The organism is Cellulomonas sp. PhB143 (assembly GCF_003752595.1).
Taxonomy (GTDB): Bacteria; Actinomycetota; Actinomycetes; order Actinomycetales; family Cellulomonadaceae; genus Paraoerskovia.
On the sequence record NZ_RKIJ01000004.1, the window covers coordinates 17,078 to 34,112 of the forward strand.

The window sequence follows — 17,035 nt, forward strand, 5'->3', positions numbered from 1 at the left end:
GCCGTCAGCGCGGTCGCCGGGGGCGCCGTTCCGGCTCGGCGGCCAGCGGGTCCTGCGGCCACGCGTGCTTCGGGTATCGGCCGCGCAGGTCGGACCGGACCTGGGCGTACCCGTCGGCCCAGAACGACTCGAGGTCCGCGGTCACCGCGACGGGGCGCCCCGCCGGCGAGAGCAGGTGCACGAGCACCGGGACCCGCCCGTCGGCGACCCGCGGGGTCCGGCGCCACCCGAAGGTCTCCTGCAGGCGCACCGCGAGGACCGGCTGCTCGCCGGCGTAGTCCAGGCGCACCGCGGAGCCGCTCGGCACCGCGAGCCGCTCGGGCGCGAGCTCGTCGAGCCGCGCCGCCTCCGGCCACGGCAGGAGCCGCCGCAGCGCGCGGCCGACGTCGATGCGCGCCAGGTCGCCGGTGCGGCGCACGCCGAGCAGGTCGGGACCGAGCCACCCCTCGAGGTCGGCGAGCAGCGCGTCGTCGCCGACGTCGGGCCACGGCGTGCCGAGGGCGCCGTGCAGGAACGCGAGGCGTGACCGGAGCGCCGTCGCCGCCTCCGGCCAGCGCAACGCCGCGAGGCCTTCCCGGCGCAGCCCCTCGCGCACCGCGGCACGCACCGCCTCCGGCGCCGGATCGGCCAGGCGGACGCTCGCGAGCTCGATGGCGCCCAGCCGGCGCACCGTGCGCGCGACGACGCGGCCGCCCTCCCAGCGCACCTCGTCCTCGTCGTGGACGCCGCCGGCGACGGCCTCGACCGCGGTCGCCTCGTCGATCGGCGCGGCCGAGCGGACGACGGCGTCGCGCCGCCCGTCCGCGCGGTCGGCGTCCGCGACCGCGAGCCAGGGGCTGCCGGCGAGCGGCGAGCCGTCGGGCAGGACGGCGCCCGTGCCCGAGGCCATCAGGTACGCACCGCCTCCGGGGCGCAGGCGCGCGACCCGCCCCGGGTGGGCGAGCGCGGCGACGAGCCCGACGGCGGCGTCGTCGGCGAGCCGGGCGACCGGGGTCCCGCCTCCCGCGCCACCGGGCAGGGCGTCCCGCAGGCGACCGGCCTGCCGCGCCCACGCCGCGGCGTCCGGGCCGCCGCGGCGCACCGCGCGCAGGGCGGCCGCGAGGTCGCCGCCGGGCGCGCGGACGTCCTCGGAGAGCAGGGCCACGACCTCGGCCGCCCGCCGCGCCCCCACGGTCGCGGCCGAGTCCAGCAGCGCGCGGGCCAGCCGCGGGTCCGCGGGGAACGTGGCGATCTCGCGACCGCGCGCCGTCGCGGCGCCGGACGCGTCGAGCGCGCCGATCCCCCGCAGCGTCTCGTCGGCCGCCTCGAGCGCGGCGGCGGGCGGAGCGTCGAGCAGCGCGAGCCCCGCGCCGCCGGGCGCGCCCCAGCAGGCGAGCTCGAGCGCGAACGCCGTGAGGTCGGCGGTGCGGACCTCGGGCTCGGGGTGCGGGGCGAGGCGCGCGTGGTCGCCCTCGGACCAGCAGCGGTAGACCGCGCCGGGCGCCTCGCGGCCCGCGCGCCCGGCACGCTGCTCTGCGCCGGCCCGGCTGACCGCCACGGTCACGAGCCCCGAGAGCCCGCGCCGGTGGTCCGTGCGCGGGGTGCGCGCCAGGCCGGCGTCGACCACCACACGCACCCCCGGGACGGTCAGGGAGGACTCCGCGACCGCGGTCGCGACCACGACCCGGCGTCGTCCGCCCGAGCCCGTGCCCGCGAGCGCCGCGTCCTGCTCCCGGGCGGACAGGCGTCCGTGCAGGGGCCGCACGTCGGCCGCCGCGCCCGCGAGCCGGCGGACGACGCCGTCGATCTCCCGCACGCCCGGGACGAAGACGAGCACGTCGCCCGGGCGCTCCTGCAGGGCGCGGCGCACGCAGCCGGCGACATGGTCGAGGAACGCCGGCGTCACGCCGCGGGCGTCGGTGCGCGGGGCGCGGGGCGGCGCCCACACCGTCTCGACGGGGTGCAGCGCCCCGGCGACGCGCACGACGTCGACGGACGTCCCGCCGCGTCCGGCGAGGACGGCGGCGGTGCGCTCGGCCTCCACGGTCGCCGACATGGCGACGACGGCGAGGTCGTCGCGCAGGTTCTCTCGCACGTCCACGGCGAGCGCGAGCGCGAGGTCGCCGTCGAGGTGGCGCTCGTGGACCTCGTCCAGGACGACGGCGCAGACCCCGGGGAGCTCCGGGTCCCGCTGGAGCCGGCGCAGCAGGATGCCGCTGGTCACGAGCTCGACCCGGGTCTGCGCGCTCGTGCACGACTCGCCGCGCACGGAGAAGCCGACCGTGCGCCCGACCGGTTCGCCCACCAGGTGCGCCAGACGCCGGGCCGCGGCCCGTGCGGCGATCCGGCGCGGCTGGGTGACGACCACCCGCCCGGGCAGCGCCCCCGCGAGCGCCGGGGGCACCAGCGTGGTCTTGCCGGTGCCCGGGGGTGCCTGGACCACCACGGCGCCGCGCCCGGCGGCCGCCGCCACGACGTCGGCCAGGTGTGCCGCCACGGGGAGGTCGGGCGGGTCCGCGAGCAGCCGGGCGATCGGGTCGAGGGGCACCCGACGAGTCTGCCGCACGTCCCGGCCGCCGCGTCCGGCGGGTACACAGCGGGTGCCCGCCGGGTAATCTCGGTCACATGTGCCGGAACATCACCGCGCTGCGCGGTCTCGAGCCCGAGGCGACCGACGAGGAGATCGAGGCCGCCGCCCTGCAGTTCGTGCGCAAGGTCGCGGGGATCGGCGCCGTCAGCGCCGTGACCCGCGCGCCCGTGGAGCGCGCCACGGCGGAGGTGGCGGACGTCGTCCGCCGGCTGCTGACCGAGCTTCCCGAGCGCAAGGTGCCGCCGAAGAACGACCCGCCGCTGCGCCGGGCCGAGGTGCGGGCCCGCATCGCGGCGCGCGAGGCGCACGAGCGCGCCCACGAGCTCGGGCTGCCGCACGAGCACGCCCACGCGTAGGCAGCGCCGGGGCCGGCGCGGGCTAGGGTGGTCGCTCGTGAGCGACGAGCGTCAGGACGAACCCGCCCCCGCGGTGAGCGCGGCGATGCGCCGCGCCAAGGCCGAGGCCCAGGCGTCGCACGTGACCGTCGGGCAGGTGGAGCACGCGGCCTCGGGCGCGGTCACCATCGGCTGCTCGTGCGGCATGACGCTGACCAACGGGCCGGGCTGGTCGCTGGACGAGCACATCCGCCTGCACCGGGCCGAGGCCCGCTACCTGGCGCTCAGCCTCGTCGCCCCCGCGGGGATGCCGCGGCTGATCGACGTCGACGCCGACCGCGTGCCGCGGCTGCGCTGAGCTCCCGCCGGACGCTCAGAGCTCGTCCGGGTCGTCCCAGGACTTGCCCGACGAGGCGCGCTCGATGCGCCCGCGGTCGCGCTCGCGCAGCGACTGCGGAGCGCGGGAGGCGTCGCCGCCGGAGAGGACGTCGCCGGTGCCGGCGTCCTTGTCGGTGCGGGGCGAGATGCGGGCCGAGCCGATGTCCGAGGTGTTCGGGTCGTCGGTGCGGCGTCGGGGACCGGGGTTCGTGGTCATGGTTCCGGTCTACCAGCACCCGCCGCCCGACGCAGCGTGCGACACAGCCTCGTAACACATGTCGACAGATCTTCACTCGATGCTCCGAAAAGGCCCGAGACCTGCACCGCGACCCCCGCGGACCGCAACGCGTCGGCAACGTGGAGGTGCGATCATTCCAGGATGCAGATCTGGCCTGGACGCCCCTACCCGCTCGGCGCGACGTTCGACGGGAGCGGGACCAACTTCGCACTCTTCTCGGAGGTCGCCGACCTCGTGGAGCTGTGCCTCATCGACGACGACGGCACGGAGACCCGGATCGCGATCGAGGAGGTCGACGCGCACGTGTGGCACGCCTACCTCCCCTCGGTCGCACCCGGTCAGCGGTACGGGTACCGCGTGCACGGCCCCTACGACCCCGAGCACGGGCAGCGCTGCAACCCCAGCAAGCTGCTGCTGGACCCGTACGCCAAGGCGATCGACGGGATGGTGGACGGCGACGAGTCGCTGTTCTCCTACCGGTTCGACGCGCCCGACGAGAAGAACGACGACGACTCGGCCGCCCACACGATGGTCTCGGTGGTGCACAACCCGTTCTTCGACTGGGGCCACGACCGCCCGCCGGGCCACGACTACCACGACAGCGTCATCTACGAGGCCCACGTCAAGGGCCTGACGATGCAGCACCCGGACGTGCCCGAGGAGATCCGCGGCACCTACGCCGCCATCGCGCACCCGGCGATCATCGAGCACCTGACGTCCCTGGGGATCACCGCCATCGAGCTCATGCCCGTGCACCAGTTCGTCAACGACCCGGGGCTGGTCGAGAAGGGCCTGACGAACTACTGGGGCTACAACACGATCGGCTTCTTCTCCCCGCACAACGGCTACGCCGGCTACGGCACGCGCGGCCAGCAGGTCATGGAGTTCAAGTCCATGGTCAAGGCGCTGCACGACCACGACATCGAGGTCATCCTCGACGTCGTCTACAACCACACCGCCGAGGGCAACCACCAGGGCCCGACCCTCTCGTTCCGCGGCATCGACAACGCCGCGTACTACCGGCTGGTGGACGGCGACGAGGCGCACTACTTCGACACGACGGGCACGGGCAACTCGCTGCTCATGCGCTCGCCGCACGTGCTGCAGCTGATCATGGACTCGCTGCGGTACTGGGTCGAGGAGATGCACGTCGACGGGTTCCGCTTCGACCTCGCCGCGACGCTGGCCCGGCAGTTCCACGAGGTCGACCGGCTCTCGGCGTTCTTCGACATCGTCCAGCAGGACCCGATCATCTCCCAGGTCAAGCTGATCGCCGAGCCGTGGGACCTGGGCGACGGCGGCTACCAGGTCGGCGGGTTCCCGCCGCTGTGGACCGAGTGGAACGGCAAGTACCGCGACACGGTGCGCGACTTCTGGCGGGGCGAGCCCTCGACGCTGCCGGAGCTCGCGAGCCGCCTGACGGGCTCCTCGGACCTCTACGAGCACTCCGGCCGCCGGCCCATCGCGTCGATCAACTTCATCACGGCGCACGACGGCTTCACCCTCAACGACGTGGTCTCGTACAACGACAAGCACAACGAGGCCAACGGCGAGGGCGGCAACGACGGCGAGAGCCACAACCGCTCCTGGAACTGCGGCGTCGAGGGCCCGACGGACGACGAGGAGGTGCTGCACCTGCGCGCGCGCCAGCGCCGCAACTTCCTCACCACGCTGCTGCTCTCGCAGGGCGTGCCGATGATCGCGCACGGGGACGAGCTCGGCCGCACCCAGCAGGGCAACAACAACGTCTACTGCCACGACGACGAGCTCTCCTGGGTCGACTGGGACCTGGACGAGGGCAACACGGAGCTGCTCGAGTTCACGCGGGGCCTCGTGGCGCTGCGGCGCGAGCACCCGGTGCTGCACCGGCGCCGGTTCTTCGTGGGACGCGACGGCGACCAGGCGGAGGGCACGGTCCCGGACATCGAGTGGTTCGACATCACCGGCGAGCGGATGGACGACGTCGACTGGAACAGCTCCTACGCCCGCTCGGTGATGGTGTTCCTCAACGGCGACGACATCTCCGAGCGCGACGGGCGGGGTGAGCCCGTCGTCGACGACTCGTTCCTGCTGCTGCTCAACGCCCACTCGGACGCGCTCGACTTCGTCATGCCGGCGGGCGACTACGGCGAGGAGTGGACGGTCGTGCTCGACACCGACCACGCCGTCAGCCCCGGCGACACCTTCGCCCCGGGGAAGAAGCTCACGGCGGAGGGGCGCTCCGTCGTCGTCCTCTCCCGCGGGTCCGCGATCGCATGAGGGACCGCCGCCGCCCGGCCCCGGGCCGCCCGTACCCGACGTCGACGTACCGGCTGCAGCTGAGCGCGGAGCTGACGTTCGACGACGCCGCGGCGCAGGTCCCGTACCTCGCGTCGCTCGGGGTCAGCCACCTGTACCTGTCCCCGGTCCTGCAGGCGGCGCCCGGCTCGACCCACGGGTACGACGTCGTCGACCACTCGCGGGTCAGCGACGTCCTGGGCGGTCGCGCGGGCCTGGAGCGGCTCTCCGCCGCGGCTCGGGGGGCCGGGCTGGGGCTGGTGGTCGACGTCGTCCCCAACCACATGGCCGTCCCGACGCCCGTGTGGCACAACCGCGCCCTGTGGTCGGTGCTCGCGCAGGGCCCGGAGTCCCCGTACGCGCACTGGTTCGACGTCGACTGGTCCTCCGACGACGGTGCGGTGCTCATGCCGGTGCTCGGCGCGCGCATCGGCGACGTCCTGGCCTCCGGCGAGCTCGTCCTCGACGAGATCGAGGTGCCCGTCGCCGCGACGGGCGACCGGCTGGACGCGCCCGCCACGGTGACGGTGCTGCGCTACTACGACCACGTCTTCCCCGTGCGCCCCGGGACGGAGGACCTGCCGCTCGCCGAGCTCGTCGAGCGCCAGCACTACCGGCTGGCGTTCTGGCGCGTCGCGGACGAGGAGCTCAACTACCGGCGGTTCTTCGACGTCGGGACGCTCGCGGCGATCCGGGTCGAGGACGAGCGCGTCTTCGACGCCACCCACGCGGTGCTCCTCGCCCTGATCGCCGACGGCACGGTCGACGGCCTGCGCATCGACCACCCCGACGGCCTCGCCGACCCGGGCCGGTACCTCGAGCGCCTGGAGGAGGCCACGGGCGGCGCGTGGGTCGTCGTCGAGAAGATCCTCGCCGGCGAGGAGCGCCTGCCGCCGGAGTGGGCGACCGTCGGGACCACCGGCTACGAGGGCCTGTGGCGCCTGCAGTCGCTGTTCGTCGACGCGGGCGGTCGGGCGGCGCTCGCCGCGCTGGCCGAGTCCCTCACCGGGGACGGGCCGGGCGGGCTCGCCGAGCTCGTGACCCGGTCCAAGCGCGAGGTCGTCGACGGCCCGCTGGACGCCGAGGTGCACCGGCTCACGGACCTGGCGGCCGGCGTCTGCCGCGACGACCCGCGCCTGCGCGACCACACGTGGCGCGGGCTCAACGAGTGCCTCGCCGCCCTGCTCGTCGCCTTCGACCGGTACCGGTCCTACGTGGTGCCCGGCGAGACCCCACGCCGCGAGCCGGTCGAGGTCACCCTCGACGCCGCGGCCCGCGCCCGCGCCGTCCTGCCCGCCACGCGGCACGAGACCCTCGACGTGGTCGTCGAGCTGCTGCTGGGCCGCGAGGTCGGCAGCGCGGGGCGCACCCACGAGCCGCGCCGCGACGAGCTCGTCGTGCGCTTCCAGCAGGTGTGCGGCGCGGTCATGGCCAAGGGCATCGAGGACACCGCGTTCTACCGCTGGACGGAGCTGACGTCGCTGTGCGAGGTGGGCGGCGAGCCGGACCGGTTCGCGCTCGCGCTGCACGAGTGGCACGCGTTCGCCCACCGCGCCCGCAACGCCACCCCGCTGGGGCTGACGACGACGTCGACGCACGACACCAAGCGCGGCGAGGACACGCGCGCAGCGATCGGCGTGCTCAGCGAGTTCGCCGAGGCGTGGGCCGGGCTCGTCGCCACCCTCCGCGCGGCGTCGGCCGCCTACCGGTCCTCCCCCGTGGACGGGCGCGCCGAGAACCTGCTGTGGCAGACGCTCGCCGGGACGTGGGTGCCGGACGGCTCTGCGGCCGGGCCGATCGGCGCCGACCGGCTGGTGGCCTACCTGACCAAGGCGCTGCGCGAGGCCAAGCTGCGCACGTCGTGGACGTCGCCCGACGACGCCTACGAGCAGGCCGTGGAGCGTCTCGCGCGCGGCGCGCTCGAGGACCCGGCCGTCCTGGAGGCCATCGGCGGCTGGGCGGAGCGGCACCTGGAGCCGCTGCGCGCCGCCGCGCTCGGCACCAAGCTGGTCCAGCTGACCATGCCGGGGGTCGCGGACGTGTATCAGGGCAGCGAGGGCTACCGGCCCACGCTCGTGGACCCGGACAACCGCCATCCCGCCGACGTCGCCGCGCTCGCCGCGCGGCTCGAGCGGCTGGACGCCGGCGAGGGCGCGCGCTCCCTGAACAGCCAGAAGCTGCTCGTGACCTCCCGCGCGCTGCGGCTGCGGCGCGAGCGGCCCGAGGCGTTCGTCGGCGAGGACGCCGGGTACGAGCCCGTGCCGACCTCCTCGACGTGCGCGGTGGCGTTCGCCCGGACGGTCGACCACGTGCCCAGCACGGTCACCGTCGTCACGCGCCTCGCCGGCACCGTCGAGCGGTTCGGCGGGTGGACGGGGCACACGGTCGCGCTGCCCGTGGTGCCGGGCCGGTGGGTGGACCGGCTCACGGGCCGCTCGTACGCGTCCGGGGCCGTCCCCATCGAGGACGTGCTCGCCGATCTGCCGGTCGCCCTGCTGGTCAGCGAGCCGCGGCCCGGCGCGGACCCGGAGCACGCCGCGTCGGCGGGACAGGAGGGGACCGGTGGCCGGTGACCTGCCCCCGCTGGCCGTCTGGGCCCCGGCGGCCGCACGCGTGGACCTCGTGCTGCCCGCCGCGACCGACGGGTCGTTCGGGCCGCGCGACGCCGTCGTGCCCCTGTCCGCCGGCGAGGCCGGGTGGTGGAGCGCCGGCGCGGACGTGCCCGCCGGGACGGACTACGCCTACTCCGTCGACGGCGGCCCGCCCCGCCCGGACCCGCGCAGCGCCCACCAGCCGTTCGGCGTCGACGGCCCGAGCCGGCGGTTCGACCCGGCCTTCGCCTGGACGGACGGCGCCTGGGCGGGGCTCGACGCGCGCGGCGCGGTGACCTACGAGCTGCACGTCGGCACGTTCACGGCCGAGGGCACGCTCGACGCGGCCGCCACCCACCTCGACGAGCTCGCCGGGCTCGGCGTCCAGATGGTCGAGCTGATGCCGCTGGCGGCGTTCGGCGGAGAGCGCGGCTGGGGCTACGACGGCGTCGACCTGTGGGCCGTGCACGAGGCGTACGGCGGCCCGCGCGCGCTGCAGCGGTTCGTCGACGCGGCCCACGCGCGAGGGCTCGGCGTCACGCTCGACGTCGTCTACAACCACCTCGGCCCCGCGGGCAACTACCTGTCGACGTTCGGCCCGTACTTCACGGACGAGCACCAGACCCCGTGGGGATCGGCCGTCAACCTCGACCAGGAGGGCGCGGCCGGGGTCCGGGCATGGGTGGTCCAGAACGCGCTGCACTGGTTCGACCAGCACCACGTCGACGCGCTGCGCCTGGACGCCGTGCACGCGCTGATCGACGACTCCCCGGTCCATCTCCTCGCCGAGCTCTCGGCGCGCACGGCCGAGCTCGCGGACCGACTCGGACGGCCGTTGTCGCTGGTGGCCGAGTCCGACGAGAACCAGCCCGCGACCGTCACCCCGCTCGGCGACCCGGCCCCCCCGTCGGACACCGCGCCCGGCACGGCGCCGCGCGGCATGACCGCCCAGTGGGCCGACGACGTCCACCACGCGGTGCACGCCCTCGTCACCGGCGAGCGGCACGGGTACTACGCCGACTTCGGCTCCGTCGAGACCCTGCGCACCGCCCTGACGGGCGCCTTCGTGCACGCGGGCACGTGGTCGACGTTCCGCGGGCGGCGGTGGGGCGCCCCCGTCCCCGCCGGGACGGACGGGCACCGGTTCGTCGTGTGCGCGTCCAACCACGACCAGGTCGGCAACCGGGCCCTCGGCGACCGCCCCGCGGCGCGCCTCGACGTGGGCGGCCTCGCGATCGAGGCGGCGCTCGTGCTGTGCTCGCCGTTCACGCCGATGCTCTTCATGGGCGAGGAGTGGGGCGCGAGCACCCCGTGGCAGTACTTCACCGACCACCAGGACCCGGAGCTGGGCGAGGCGGTGCGCGCCGGGCGCCGGCGCGAGTTCGGCGGGCACGGGTGGACCGAGCTGTACGGCGGACCGATCGAGGTCCCCGACCCGCAGGCCGCATCGACGCGCGACGCGAGCGTCCTCGACCGCTCCGAGGTCGTCCCCGGCAGCCACCACGCCCGGCTGCGCGACTGGTACGCCACGCTCGTCGCGGTGCGCGCCGCGGTGCCGGACGTCGGCTCGGGCGACCTGTCCGCCGTCGGCCTCGAGCGCCTGCCCGCGGACGGCGGCCCGGACGCGGACGAGACCTCGACGCTGGTGCTGCGCCGCGGCGCGGCGCGCGTCGTGCTGACGCTGGGCTCCGGGCCGGCGCAGGTGCCCGTCCCCGCGGGGCTGCGGATCGTGGCCCGCTGGGACGACGACGCGCGGCTCGCCCCGGACGCGACGCTGCACCTGCCCGGGCGCTCCGTCGTGGTCCTCGCCTAGCCGTACCGCACCCGCCCGGCCCCACCACCCGCCAGCTGCCCCCCGAGCACGAAGGACGACGATGTCGAAGACGCCGAAGAAGACGACGCACCGGTTCTCGGTCCCGCCCCGCGAGACCCTGCGGGCCGAGGAGGGTTTCGACCTCGCCGCGTTCGACCGCTCGGCGACGCCGGGCTGGGAGCACGGCCGGAAACGGGCCGCCCGCGCGATGGCGGACCACGGCGCGCGGCTCTCGGACCTGCAGGAGCGGCTCTTCGCGGAGGGCCGCTCGGGCGGGCAGCGCTCCGTCCTGCTCGTCCTGCAGGGCATGGACACCGCCGGCAAGGGCGGGATCGTGCGCCACGTCGTCGGCATGGTCGACCCGCAGGGCGTGCAGCACGCGTCGTTCGGCGCGCCCACCCGGGCCGAGCTGGCCCACCACTTCCTCTGGCGGGTCCGCCGCGCGCTGCCCGCACCGGGGATGCTCGGCGTGTTCGACCGCTCGCACTACGAGGACGTGCTGATCGCGCGGGTCGACGGGCTCGTGCCGCGCGACGTCTGGGAGCGGCGGTACGACGAGATCAACCGCTTCGAGGCGAAGGTCGCGGCCAGCGGCACGACGATCGTCAAGGTCGCGCTGTTCGTCTCCCTGGAGGAGCAGAAGAAGCGACTGGGCAAGCGGCTCGAGCGCCCGGACAAGTACTGGAAGTACGACCCGGCCGACCTCGCGGCCCGGGCGCAGTGGCCCGCCTATCAGGACGCCTACCAGGCCGTCCTGGACCGCACGAGCACCGACGTGGCGCCCTGGCACGTCGTCCCGGCCGACCACAAGTGGTACGCGCGGCTCGCGGTCACCGAGCTCCTGCTCGACGCGTTCCGCGACCTCGAGCTGGGGTGGCCGCCGGCGGCGTTCGACGTCGAGGAGCAGAAGGCGCTGCTCGCCGGCGCCTGACCGGTCGGGGCGTCAGCGCACCTCGGGCGACGCGCCTCCGACGACGGCCCGGCCGTCCTCGGCGAGCGCGCCGAGCCGCGACAGGGCGCGGCAGTACTTCTTGCGGTACCCGCCGGCGAGCATCTGCTCGGTGAACAGCCGCCCCTGCGCGGCGTCCGCCGAGCGCGCGAGCAGCACCGGGATGTCGCGGTCGTACAGGCGGTCGACGAGCACCACCAGGCGCAGGGCGACCGACTGCTCGGTCACCGGGTGCACGCCGGTCAGCGCCACGAGCGGCACGCCGTCGAGCATCGCGCCGTACCGGCTCGGGTGGACGGTCGCCAGGTGCGCGACGACGTCGTCGAACCCGTCGAGCGTGGCCCCGGGCGTGCCGGTGGCCGCGGCGCGCACGGTCGCCGCGTCCAGCGGCTCGGCGGCGGTCGTCGTGTGCCGGTGGCGGTAGTCCTCGCCGTCCACGCGCAGCACCTCGAACCGGGCCGACATCGCCTGGATCTCGCGCAGGAAGTCCTCGGCGGCGAAGCGGCCCTCGCCGAGCGCGTCCGGCAGCGTGTTCGACGTCGCGGCGAGCGCCACGTCGCGGTCCGCGAGCTCGCGCAGCAGCCGTGACATCAGGACGGTGTCCCCCGGGTCGTCCAGCTCGAACTCGTCGATGCACACCAGCTTCTTCGTGGCGAGCGCCTCCACGGTGCGCGCGAAGCCGAGCGCCCCGACGAGGTTCGTGTACTCCACGAAGGTCCCGTAGGCGCTGCGCTCCACGCCGACGGCGTGCGCGAGGGACGTGAGCAGGTGGGTCTTGCCGACGCCGAACCCGCCGTCGAGGTACACGGCGGGCGGGTCGTTGCGCCTCCGGAAGAACCCGCTCCTCCGGGCCGTGAGCTGCTCGGCGACCGCCTCGAGCCGCACGACGGCGGCGCGCTGGCTGGGGTAGGCGTCGGACGCCCGGTAGGTGGAGAACCGGGCGTCGCGGAAGTGCCGGGGCGGGACGAGGTCTGCCAGGAGCCGCTCGGGCGCCACGTGCGGGCGGATCGAGGCGAGCTCACGGACCGCGGTCTCCTGGGTGCTGGTCACAGCGTCCCAGCCTACGCGGAGCGGACCGGGGGCCGCTGTGACGCTGCGCACGGCAGCAGGTCTGCACCTCAGCACCGTCAGCACCTCAGCAGCGGCTCCGCGCCGTCGCCGAGCGCCCGGCGCACCACGCGGGCGACGTCCTCCAGGGTGACCTCGCGCTGCGGGTCGAGGTTGCGCACGTCCCCCGCGACGGCGTGCCCGACGACGACCTCGCGGTACCGGACGGTCCCCGGCCGCGCCTCCGCGCGCAGCACGTCGACCATCATGTGCAGGGCGGCGCCGGTCACCGACACCGGGCCGGAGCCGGCCATGGGCTCGTACGACGCAGCCCCGTTGAGCACCACGTACGCCGCTCCGGGCGGCAGCAGCGGCACGAGCCGGCGCGCGGCGACGAGGTGCGCCGTGAGGTGGCTCGCGAGGAACGCCTCCCAGTCGGCGAGGTCGAGGTCCTCGAGCCGGTCGCCGACCCACCACCCGCCGATCGCCGCGACCGCCCCGCGCACGGCATGGGCCCGCGCGAGGGCGGCGACGGCGTCGTCGGGCGCGCTCGACGACGGGTCCCCGAGCGTGCGGGCGTCGAGGGTGGCCACCACGCCCGGCGCGCCCTCGAGCTCGCCCAGGCGCGCGGCGCTGCGCCCCGACGCGACCAGCCCCCAGCCGCGGGACCCGAGCGAGGCCACGGTCCCGGAGCCGACGAACCCGGTCGCGCCGACGACGACGGCCCCGGGCCGGGCGGGCGGACGCGCGGCGGCACTCATGGCGTCGAGCGTACGGGCGCCGCCCGCGCACCGATACGATCGGGGCGTGACCGACACGATCCTCGTCCTCTCCGAAGCCGCCCTCGCCGAGTCCGACGTGCGCCACGTCGTCTCCCTGCACGAGGACGACGACGTCCGCTACCAGCTCCTCGTGCCGGCCGACACGGCCCACGACCCGGTGACGGCGTTCGTCGACTACCTGAGCCTCGGCTACCTGCGCCGCGCGTGGGACGCCGTGCGCGGCAAGGAGCCGGACGAGCAGGTCGCGCGCCTGACCGCCGGCGAGCAGCTCGCGGCGAGCGTCGAGGCGTTCTCCGCCGTGGGCGCGGACGTGACCGGCGAGGTCGTCGACGACGACCCGATCCCGGCGGTGACCGCGTGGCTCGCGAACGACGCGGCCAGCGAGATCGTCGTGCTCACCTACCCGCACGCGGTCGAGGACACGTTCCACACGGACTGGGCGTCCAAGGCGCGCGAGGCGTTCCAGGTGCCCGTGCTCCACCTGTACCTCGGGACCAACGAGATCGGCTGACGCACCGCCCGCGGCCGACCGGCCCGCACCGGGCCCGCGCTCAGCGGACCCGGTGCCCCGACCGCTCGATCGTGGCCCGGGCGAGCTGGTCCATCGAGTCCACGTACACCGGCTCGTCGAGCAGGTCGTGATCGGCCGCCACGACCGACAGCTCCGTGCACCCGAGCACCACGACCGCCGCGCCGCGGGCCACGAGCCGCTCCGTGACCCCGCGCAGCGAGCCCAGGTCGACCGGCCGGCCCGCCTTGACCTGGTCGTAGATGACGGCGTTGACGACCGCCTGGTCCGCGTCGTCGGGCACGAGGGTCTCGACGCCGACCGCGGCGAACGCGTCCTGGTAGACGCCCGACGCCGCGGTCCCCGCCGTCGCGAGCAGCCCCACCTTCGCCAGGCCGGGCGCGCGCCGGCGCACGGCCTCCACCGTCGTGTCGATGATCGAGACCAGCGGGACCTCGACGGCGTCGACGACCTGCTGGGTGAAGTAGTGCGCGGTGTTGCACGGCATCACGAGGAACGAGACGCCGAACCGCGCGAGCCGCCGCGCGTCGTCGGCCAGGACCGGGCCCGGGTCCTCGGACGAGCGACGCAGGACGAACTCGGTCCGGTCGGGGATCCCGGCGTGGTCGAAGACGATCATGTCGAGATGGTCCTGGTCGCGGTCCGCGTCCGTCAGCCGCACCACGAGCTGCAGGAAGTAGGCGGTCGCGAGCGGGCCGACCCCGCCGATCACCCCGACCGGCGCCGGGCGCCCGCTCATGCCGACGGGTCCCGGCGCTCGGGGTAGTACGCCGCGAACTTGCGGTACTGCTTGAGCTCGGCGAGCCGCACCCAGGCCCACCGCCTCGGCGTGACGTCGCCCCGGTACTTCAGGGGGTGCACCACGGGCACGCCCTTGAGCCGGCGCCGCGTCGCCGCGTCGACGTACCGGCGCAGCAGCCGGCCCGGGATGATCCGGTAGAGCACGGTGCGCTGCTGGGTGGACGGCGCCGCCCCGTCGCCGAGGTGCTCCTCGACCCACAGCCGCGCGGGGTTCGCCCCGGTCGCGGTCATGTAGTAGTTGGACCGCCCGGTGCGGGGGTTGAGCTCGAACACGTAGCCGGTCCCGTCGCGCGGGTCGACCTTCACGTCGAAGTTCGCGAACCCGGTCCAGCCGAGGTGCTCGACGATGCGCGCGACGTGCCCCTCGATCTCGGGCAGCGGCTCCGTGAGGATCGCGGCCGGGTTGCCCAGCGTGCCGGGCGTGTGCTCCTCGAGCAGCACCTCGCCGCTGCGCACGAGGCGCACCGAGCCGTCCTGCCCGGAGAAGGTCGTGACGATGCGCATCTGGCCGTCGTCGCCCGGGATGGTCTCCTGGACGACGAACGGGCCGGTGTACCCGGCGGCGCCGGAGTCGCGCAGCAGCGCCTCCAGGTCCGCCTGCGCGTGCAGGTAGTGCACCTTCTGCTTCCCGGCGAACTGCGCGTTGTGCCAGGCGTGGCGGTCCGTCGCCTTGGCGACGAGCGGGTAGGTGATCCCGACGTCGCCGGCCGGCTCGCCGCCGCGGCGCACGACCGTGCGCGGGTGCGGGACCCCGAGCTCGTGGCACAGCTCCGAGAACGTCCGCTTGTCCACGGCGCGGTCCAGGGTCTCGAGCGACGTGTAGGGCACGATCGCGACGTCCTCGATCTTCGACCGGTGCTCGGCGAGGGCGTGCACGTACCAGTCCGCGCAGGTGACGACCATCGCGGGCGCCGAGGCCTCGTGGGCGAGGCGCCGCACGACGGCGACCATCGCCGCCGGGTCCTCCAGGAGGTTCGGCTCGATGACGTTGCGGACGATCTTCGACCAGCCGACGTTGCGGGTGGGGTTCGTCGAGACGACGACGCTCGAGACGCCGTACGCCTCGTGGAACGCACGCGCGATGCTGTACGCGCCGGCGTCCCCCCCGAGGATGATCGGCGCGACGACTGCCTGCGCCATCAGACCGTGCTCTCCGAACGGTCGGCGGACCACTCGGTGTGGAACGTGCCCTCGCGGTCGACCCGCTTGTAGGTGTGCGCACCGAAGAAGTCGCGCTGCGCCTGGATCAGCGCGGCGGGCAGGCGCTCGGCGCGGACCCCGTCGTAGTAGGCGAGCGACGAGCTGAACGCGGGCGTCGGCACGCCGTTCTGCGCGGCACCGGCGACGACGCGGCGCCACGCGGCCAGGCTGCTGCCGACCGCCTGCGTGAAGTACTCGTCGGCGAGGAGCAGCGGCAGGCCGGCGTCGCGCTCGTAGGCCTCGGTGATGCGGTTGAGGAAGCGGGCGCGGATGATGCAGCCGCCGCGCCAGATCCGGGCCATCGCTCCGCGGTCCACGTCCCAGCCGAACTCCGCGCTCGCCGCGGCGATCTGGTCGAAGCCCTGGGAGTACGCGACGACCTTCGAGGCGTACAGCGCCTGGCGCACGTCCTCGATGAAGGCGTCGCGGTCCGTGACGTCCCACTCCTGCGTGAGCGCGGGCAGGGCGGCCCGACCCGCCTCGCGCTGCGGGGTGCCGCCCGAGAGGGCCCGGGCGAACGTGGCCTCCGCGATGCCGGTGATCGGCACGCCGAGGTCGAGGCCGTTCTGCACGGTCCAGCGGCCGGTCCCCTTCTGCTCGGCCTGGTCGAGGACCACGTCCACGAACGCCGCGCCGGTCTCGGCGTCGACGTGCTTCAGCACGTCGGCCGTGATCTCGATGAGGAACGACTCGAGGTCGCCGGTGTTCCAGTCGGCGAAGATGTCGCCGATCTCCGCAGCGGAGGCGCCGAGACCCTGCTTGAGCAGGTCGTAGGCCTCGGCGATGAGCTGCATGTCGGCGTACTCGATGCCGTTGTGCACCATCTTGACGAAGTGCCCCGCGCCGTCGGGCCCGATGTAGGTGCAGCACGGCGTGCCGTCGACCTTCGCGGAGATGTCCTCGAGGATCGGGCCGAGGCTCTTGTAGGACTCGGCGGTGCCGCCGGGCATGATCGACGGGCCGTTGAGCGCGCCCTCCTCGCCGCCCGAGACGCCCGAGCCGACGAAGTGCAGGCCGTGCTCGCGCAGCTCCTTCTCCCGGCGGATCGTGTCGGGGAAGTGCGCGTTGCCGGCGTCGACGACGATGTCGCCCTCCTCCAGCAGCGGGACGAGCTCGGCGATGACGGCGTCCGTGGGGCCACCGGCCTTGACCATGATGACGACCTTGCGCGGGCGCTCGAGCGAGGCGACGAAGTCCTCCATCGACTCCGAGGGCACGAAGTCCCCGTCGTCACCGTGCTCGGCGACGAGCGACTGCGTCTTCGCGGAGGACCGGTTGTGCACCGCGACGGTGTAGCCGTGGCGGGCGAAGTTGCGGGCGAGGTTGCGGCCCATGACGGCGAGTCCGGTGACACCGATCTGTGCGCGTGCAGTCATTCGCTTCGAGGCTCCTCGGGGATCGAGAGTGGTCGGGGGCGACCGCGGGGTCCGTGGGCACGACCCCGACGTCCGGCTCTCGCCACCTTAGTACGGCGCGCGAGGCCCGGGCGGCGTCCGCGCGCCGATGCTCCACATCGTGGACACGAC

The 17,035-nt window shown here is 75.0% G+C and carries 14 protein-coding genes; 7 read left to right on the top strand and 7 right to left on the bottom strand.

Annotated elements, in window-relative coordinates:
* Window positions 1-4: 4 nt before the first annotated feature.
* The gene (gene hrpB, locus EDF32_RS01250; protein ID WP_199734784.1) at window positions 5-2,527 is read right to left on the bottom strand and encodes an ATP-dependent helicase HrpB; all 2,523 of its coding nucleotides are present in this window, start codon (window positions 2,525-2,527) and stop codon (window positions 5-7) included.
* A 77-nt stretch (window positions 2,528-2,604) separates the two neighbouring features.
* Between hrpB and EDF32_RS01255 the strand changes: the two genes are divergently transcribed.
* Window positions 2,605-2,925, top strand: coding sequence for a DUF2277 domain-containing protein (locus EDF32_RS01255; RefSeq protein WP_123306733.1), 321 nt, complete (start codon window positions 2,605-2,607; stop codon window positions 2,923-2,925).
* 37 nt (window positions 2,926-2,962) lie between these two features.
* Window positions 2,963-3,262, top strand: coding sequence for a hypothetical protein (locus tag EDF32_RS01260; RefSeq protein WP_370449879.1), 300 nt, complete (start codon window positions 2,963-2,965; stop codon window positions 3,260-3,262).
* Between the two features lie 15 nt (window positions 3,263-3,277).
* On the opposite strand, the gene EDF32_RS01265 is transcribed toward EDF32_RS01260, so the two are convergent.
* The gene (locus EDF32_RS01265) at window positions 3,278-3,499 is read right to left on the bottom strand and encodes a hypothetical protein (protein ID WP_123306734.1); all 222 of its coding nucleotides are present in this window, start codon (window positions 3,497-3,499) and stop codon (window positions 3,278-3,280) included.
* Between the two features lie 162 nt (window positions 3,500-3,661).
* On the opposite strand from EDF32_RS01265, the gene glgX reads away from it, so the two are divergent.
* The 4 genes from glgX (at window position 3,662) to EDF32_RS01285 (ending at window position 11,132) form a co-directional block, all read left to right on the top strand.
* Complete coding sequence (gene glgX / locus EDF32_RS01270; protein ID WP_123306735.1) at window positions 3,662-5,779, top strand: glycogen debranching protein GlgX; 2,118 nt, start codon at window positions 3,662-3,664, stop codon at window positions 5,777-5,779.
* Window positions 5,776-8,370, top strand: coding sequence for a malto-oligosyltrehalose synthase (gene treY / locus EDF32_RS01275; RefSeq protein ID WP_123306736.1), 2,595 nt, complete (start codon window positions 5,776-5,778; stop codon window positions 8,368-8,370). Before glgX ends, treY begins: the two co-directional genes overlap by 4 nt.
* The gene (treZ, locus tag EDF32_RS01280; RefSeq protein ID WP_233565611.1) at window positions 8,360-10,201 is read left to right on the top strand and encodes a malto-oligosyltrehalose trehalohydrolase; all 1,842 of its coding nucleotides are present in this window, start codon (window positions 8,360-8,362) and stop codon (window positions 10,199-10,201) included. The genes treY and treZ overlap by 11 nt, the downstream gene beginning before the upstream one ends.
* Window positions 10,202-10,262: 61 nt before the next feature.
* Window positions 10,263-11,132 (top strand): PPK2 family polyphosphate kinase, encoded by an 870-nt coding sequence (locus tag EDF32_RS01285; RefSeq protein WP_123306737.1) that lies wholly within the window; start codon window positions 10,263-10,265, stop codon window positions 11,130-11,132.
* Between the two features lie 12 nt (window positions 11,133-11,144).
* On the opposite strand, the gene zapE is transcribed toward EDF32_RS01285, so the two are convergent.
* Both zapE and EDF32_RS01295 read right to left on the bottom strand, forming a co-directional pair.
* Window positions 11,145-12,200, bottom strand: a complete 1,056-nt coding sequence (gene zapE, locus EDF32_RS01290; protein ID WP_123306738.1) for a cell division protein ZapE — start codon at window positions 12,198-12,200, stop codon at window positions 11,145-11,147.
* A 77-nt stretch (window positions 12,201-12,277) separates the two neighbouring features.
* Window positions 12,278-12,958, bottom strand: a complete 681-nt coding sequence (locus EDF32_RS01295; RefSeq protein ID WP_148061545.1) for an SDR family oxidoreductase — start codon at window positions 12,956-12,958, stop codon at window positions 12,278-12,280.
* A 46-nt stretch (window positions 12,959-13,004) separates the two neighbouring features.
* On the opposite strand from EDF32_RS01295, the gene EDF32_RS01300 reads away from it, so the two are divergent.
* Window positions 13,005-13,490 (top strand): hypothetical protein, encoded by a 486-nt coding sequence (locus tag EDF32_RS01300; RefSeq protein WP_123306740.1) that lies wholly within the window; start codon window positions 13,005-13,007, stop codon window positions 13,488-13,490.
* A gap of 40 nt (window positions 13,491-13,530) precedes the next feature.
* On the opposite strand, the gene EDF32_RS01305 is transcribed toward EDF32_RS01300, so the two are convergent.
* The 3 genes from EDF32_RS01305 to gndA are packed head-to-tail and all read right to left on the bottom strand — an operon-like array spanning window position 13,531 to window position 16,885.
* Window positions 13,531-14,247, bottom strand: coding sequence for an aspartate/glutamate racemase family protein (locus EDF32_RS01305; RefSeq protein ID WP_123306741.1), 717 nt, complete (start codon window positions 14,245-14,247; stop codon window positions 13,531-13,533).
* Entirely contained in the window at window positions 14,244-15,449 is a 1,206-nt protein-coding gene (locus EDF32_RS01310; protein WP_123306742.1) for a carboxylate--amine ligase, read from the bottom strand. The genes EDF32_RS01305 and EDF32_RS01310 overlap by 4 nt, the downstream gene beginning before the upstream one ends.
* The gene (gene gndA / locus EDF32_RS01315) at window positions 15,449-16,885 is read right to left on the bottom strand and encodes an NADP-dependent phosphogluconate dehydrogenase (RefSeq protein WP_123306743.1); all 1,437 of its coding nucleotides are present in this window, start codon (window positions 16,883-16,885) and stop codon (window positions 15,449-15,451) included. Before gndA ends, EDF32_RS01310 begins: the two co-directional genes overlap by 1 nt.
* Window positions 16,886-17,035 lie beyond the last annotated feature (150 nt).

What these genes read in the sequence shown, in the direction of transcription:
- EDF32_RS01255 (WP_123306733.1), top strand. Translation starts at nt 2,605, where the DNA reads ATGTGCCGGAACATCACCGCGCTGCGCGGTCTCGAGCCCGAGGCGACC.
- EDF32_RS01265 (WP_123306734.1), bottom strand. Translation starts at nt 3,499, where the DNA reads ATGACCACGAACCCCGGTCCCCGACGCCGCACCGACGACCCGAACACC.
- glgX (WP_123306735.1), top strand. Translation starts at nt 3,662, where the DNA reads ATGCAGATCTGGCCTGGACGCCCCTACCCGCTCGGCGCGACGTTCGAC.
- treY (WP_123306736.1), top strand. Translation starts at nt 5,776, where the DNA reads ATGAGGGACCGCCGCCGCCCGGCCCCGGGCCGCCCGTACCCGACGTCG.
- EDF32_RS01285 (WP_123306737.1), top strand. Translation starts at nt 10,263, where the DNA reads ATGTCGAAGACGCCGAAGAAGACGACGCACCGGTTCTCGGTCCCGCCC.
- EDF32_RS01295 (WP_148061545.1), bottom strand. Translation starts at nt 12,958, where the DNA reads ATGAGTGCCGCCGCGCGTCCGCCCGCCCGGCCCGGGGCCGTCGTCGTC.
- EDF32_RS01305 (WP_123306741.1), bottom strand. Translation starts at nt 14,247, where the DNA reads ATGAGCGGGCGCCCGGCGCCGGTCGGGGTGATCGGCGGGGTCGGCCCG.
- EDF32_RS01310 (WP_123306742.1), bottom strand. Translation starts at nt 15,449, where the DNA reads ATGGCGCAGGCAGTCGTCGCGCCGATCATCCTCGGGGGGGACGCCGGC.
- gndA (WP_123306743.1), bottom strand. Translation starts at nt 16,885, where the DNA reads ATGACTGCACGCGCACAGATCGGTGTCACCGGACTCGCCGTCATGGGC.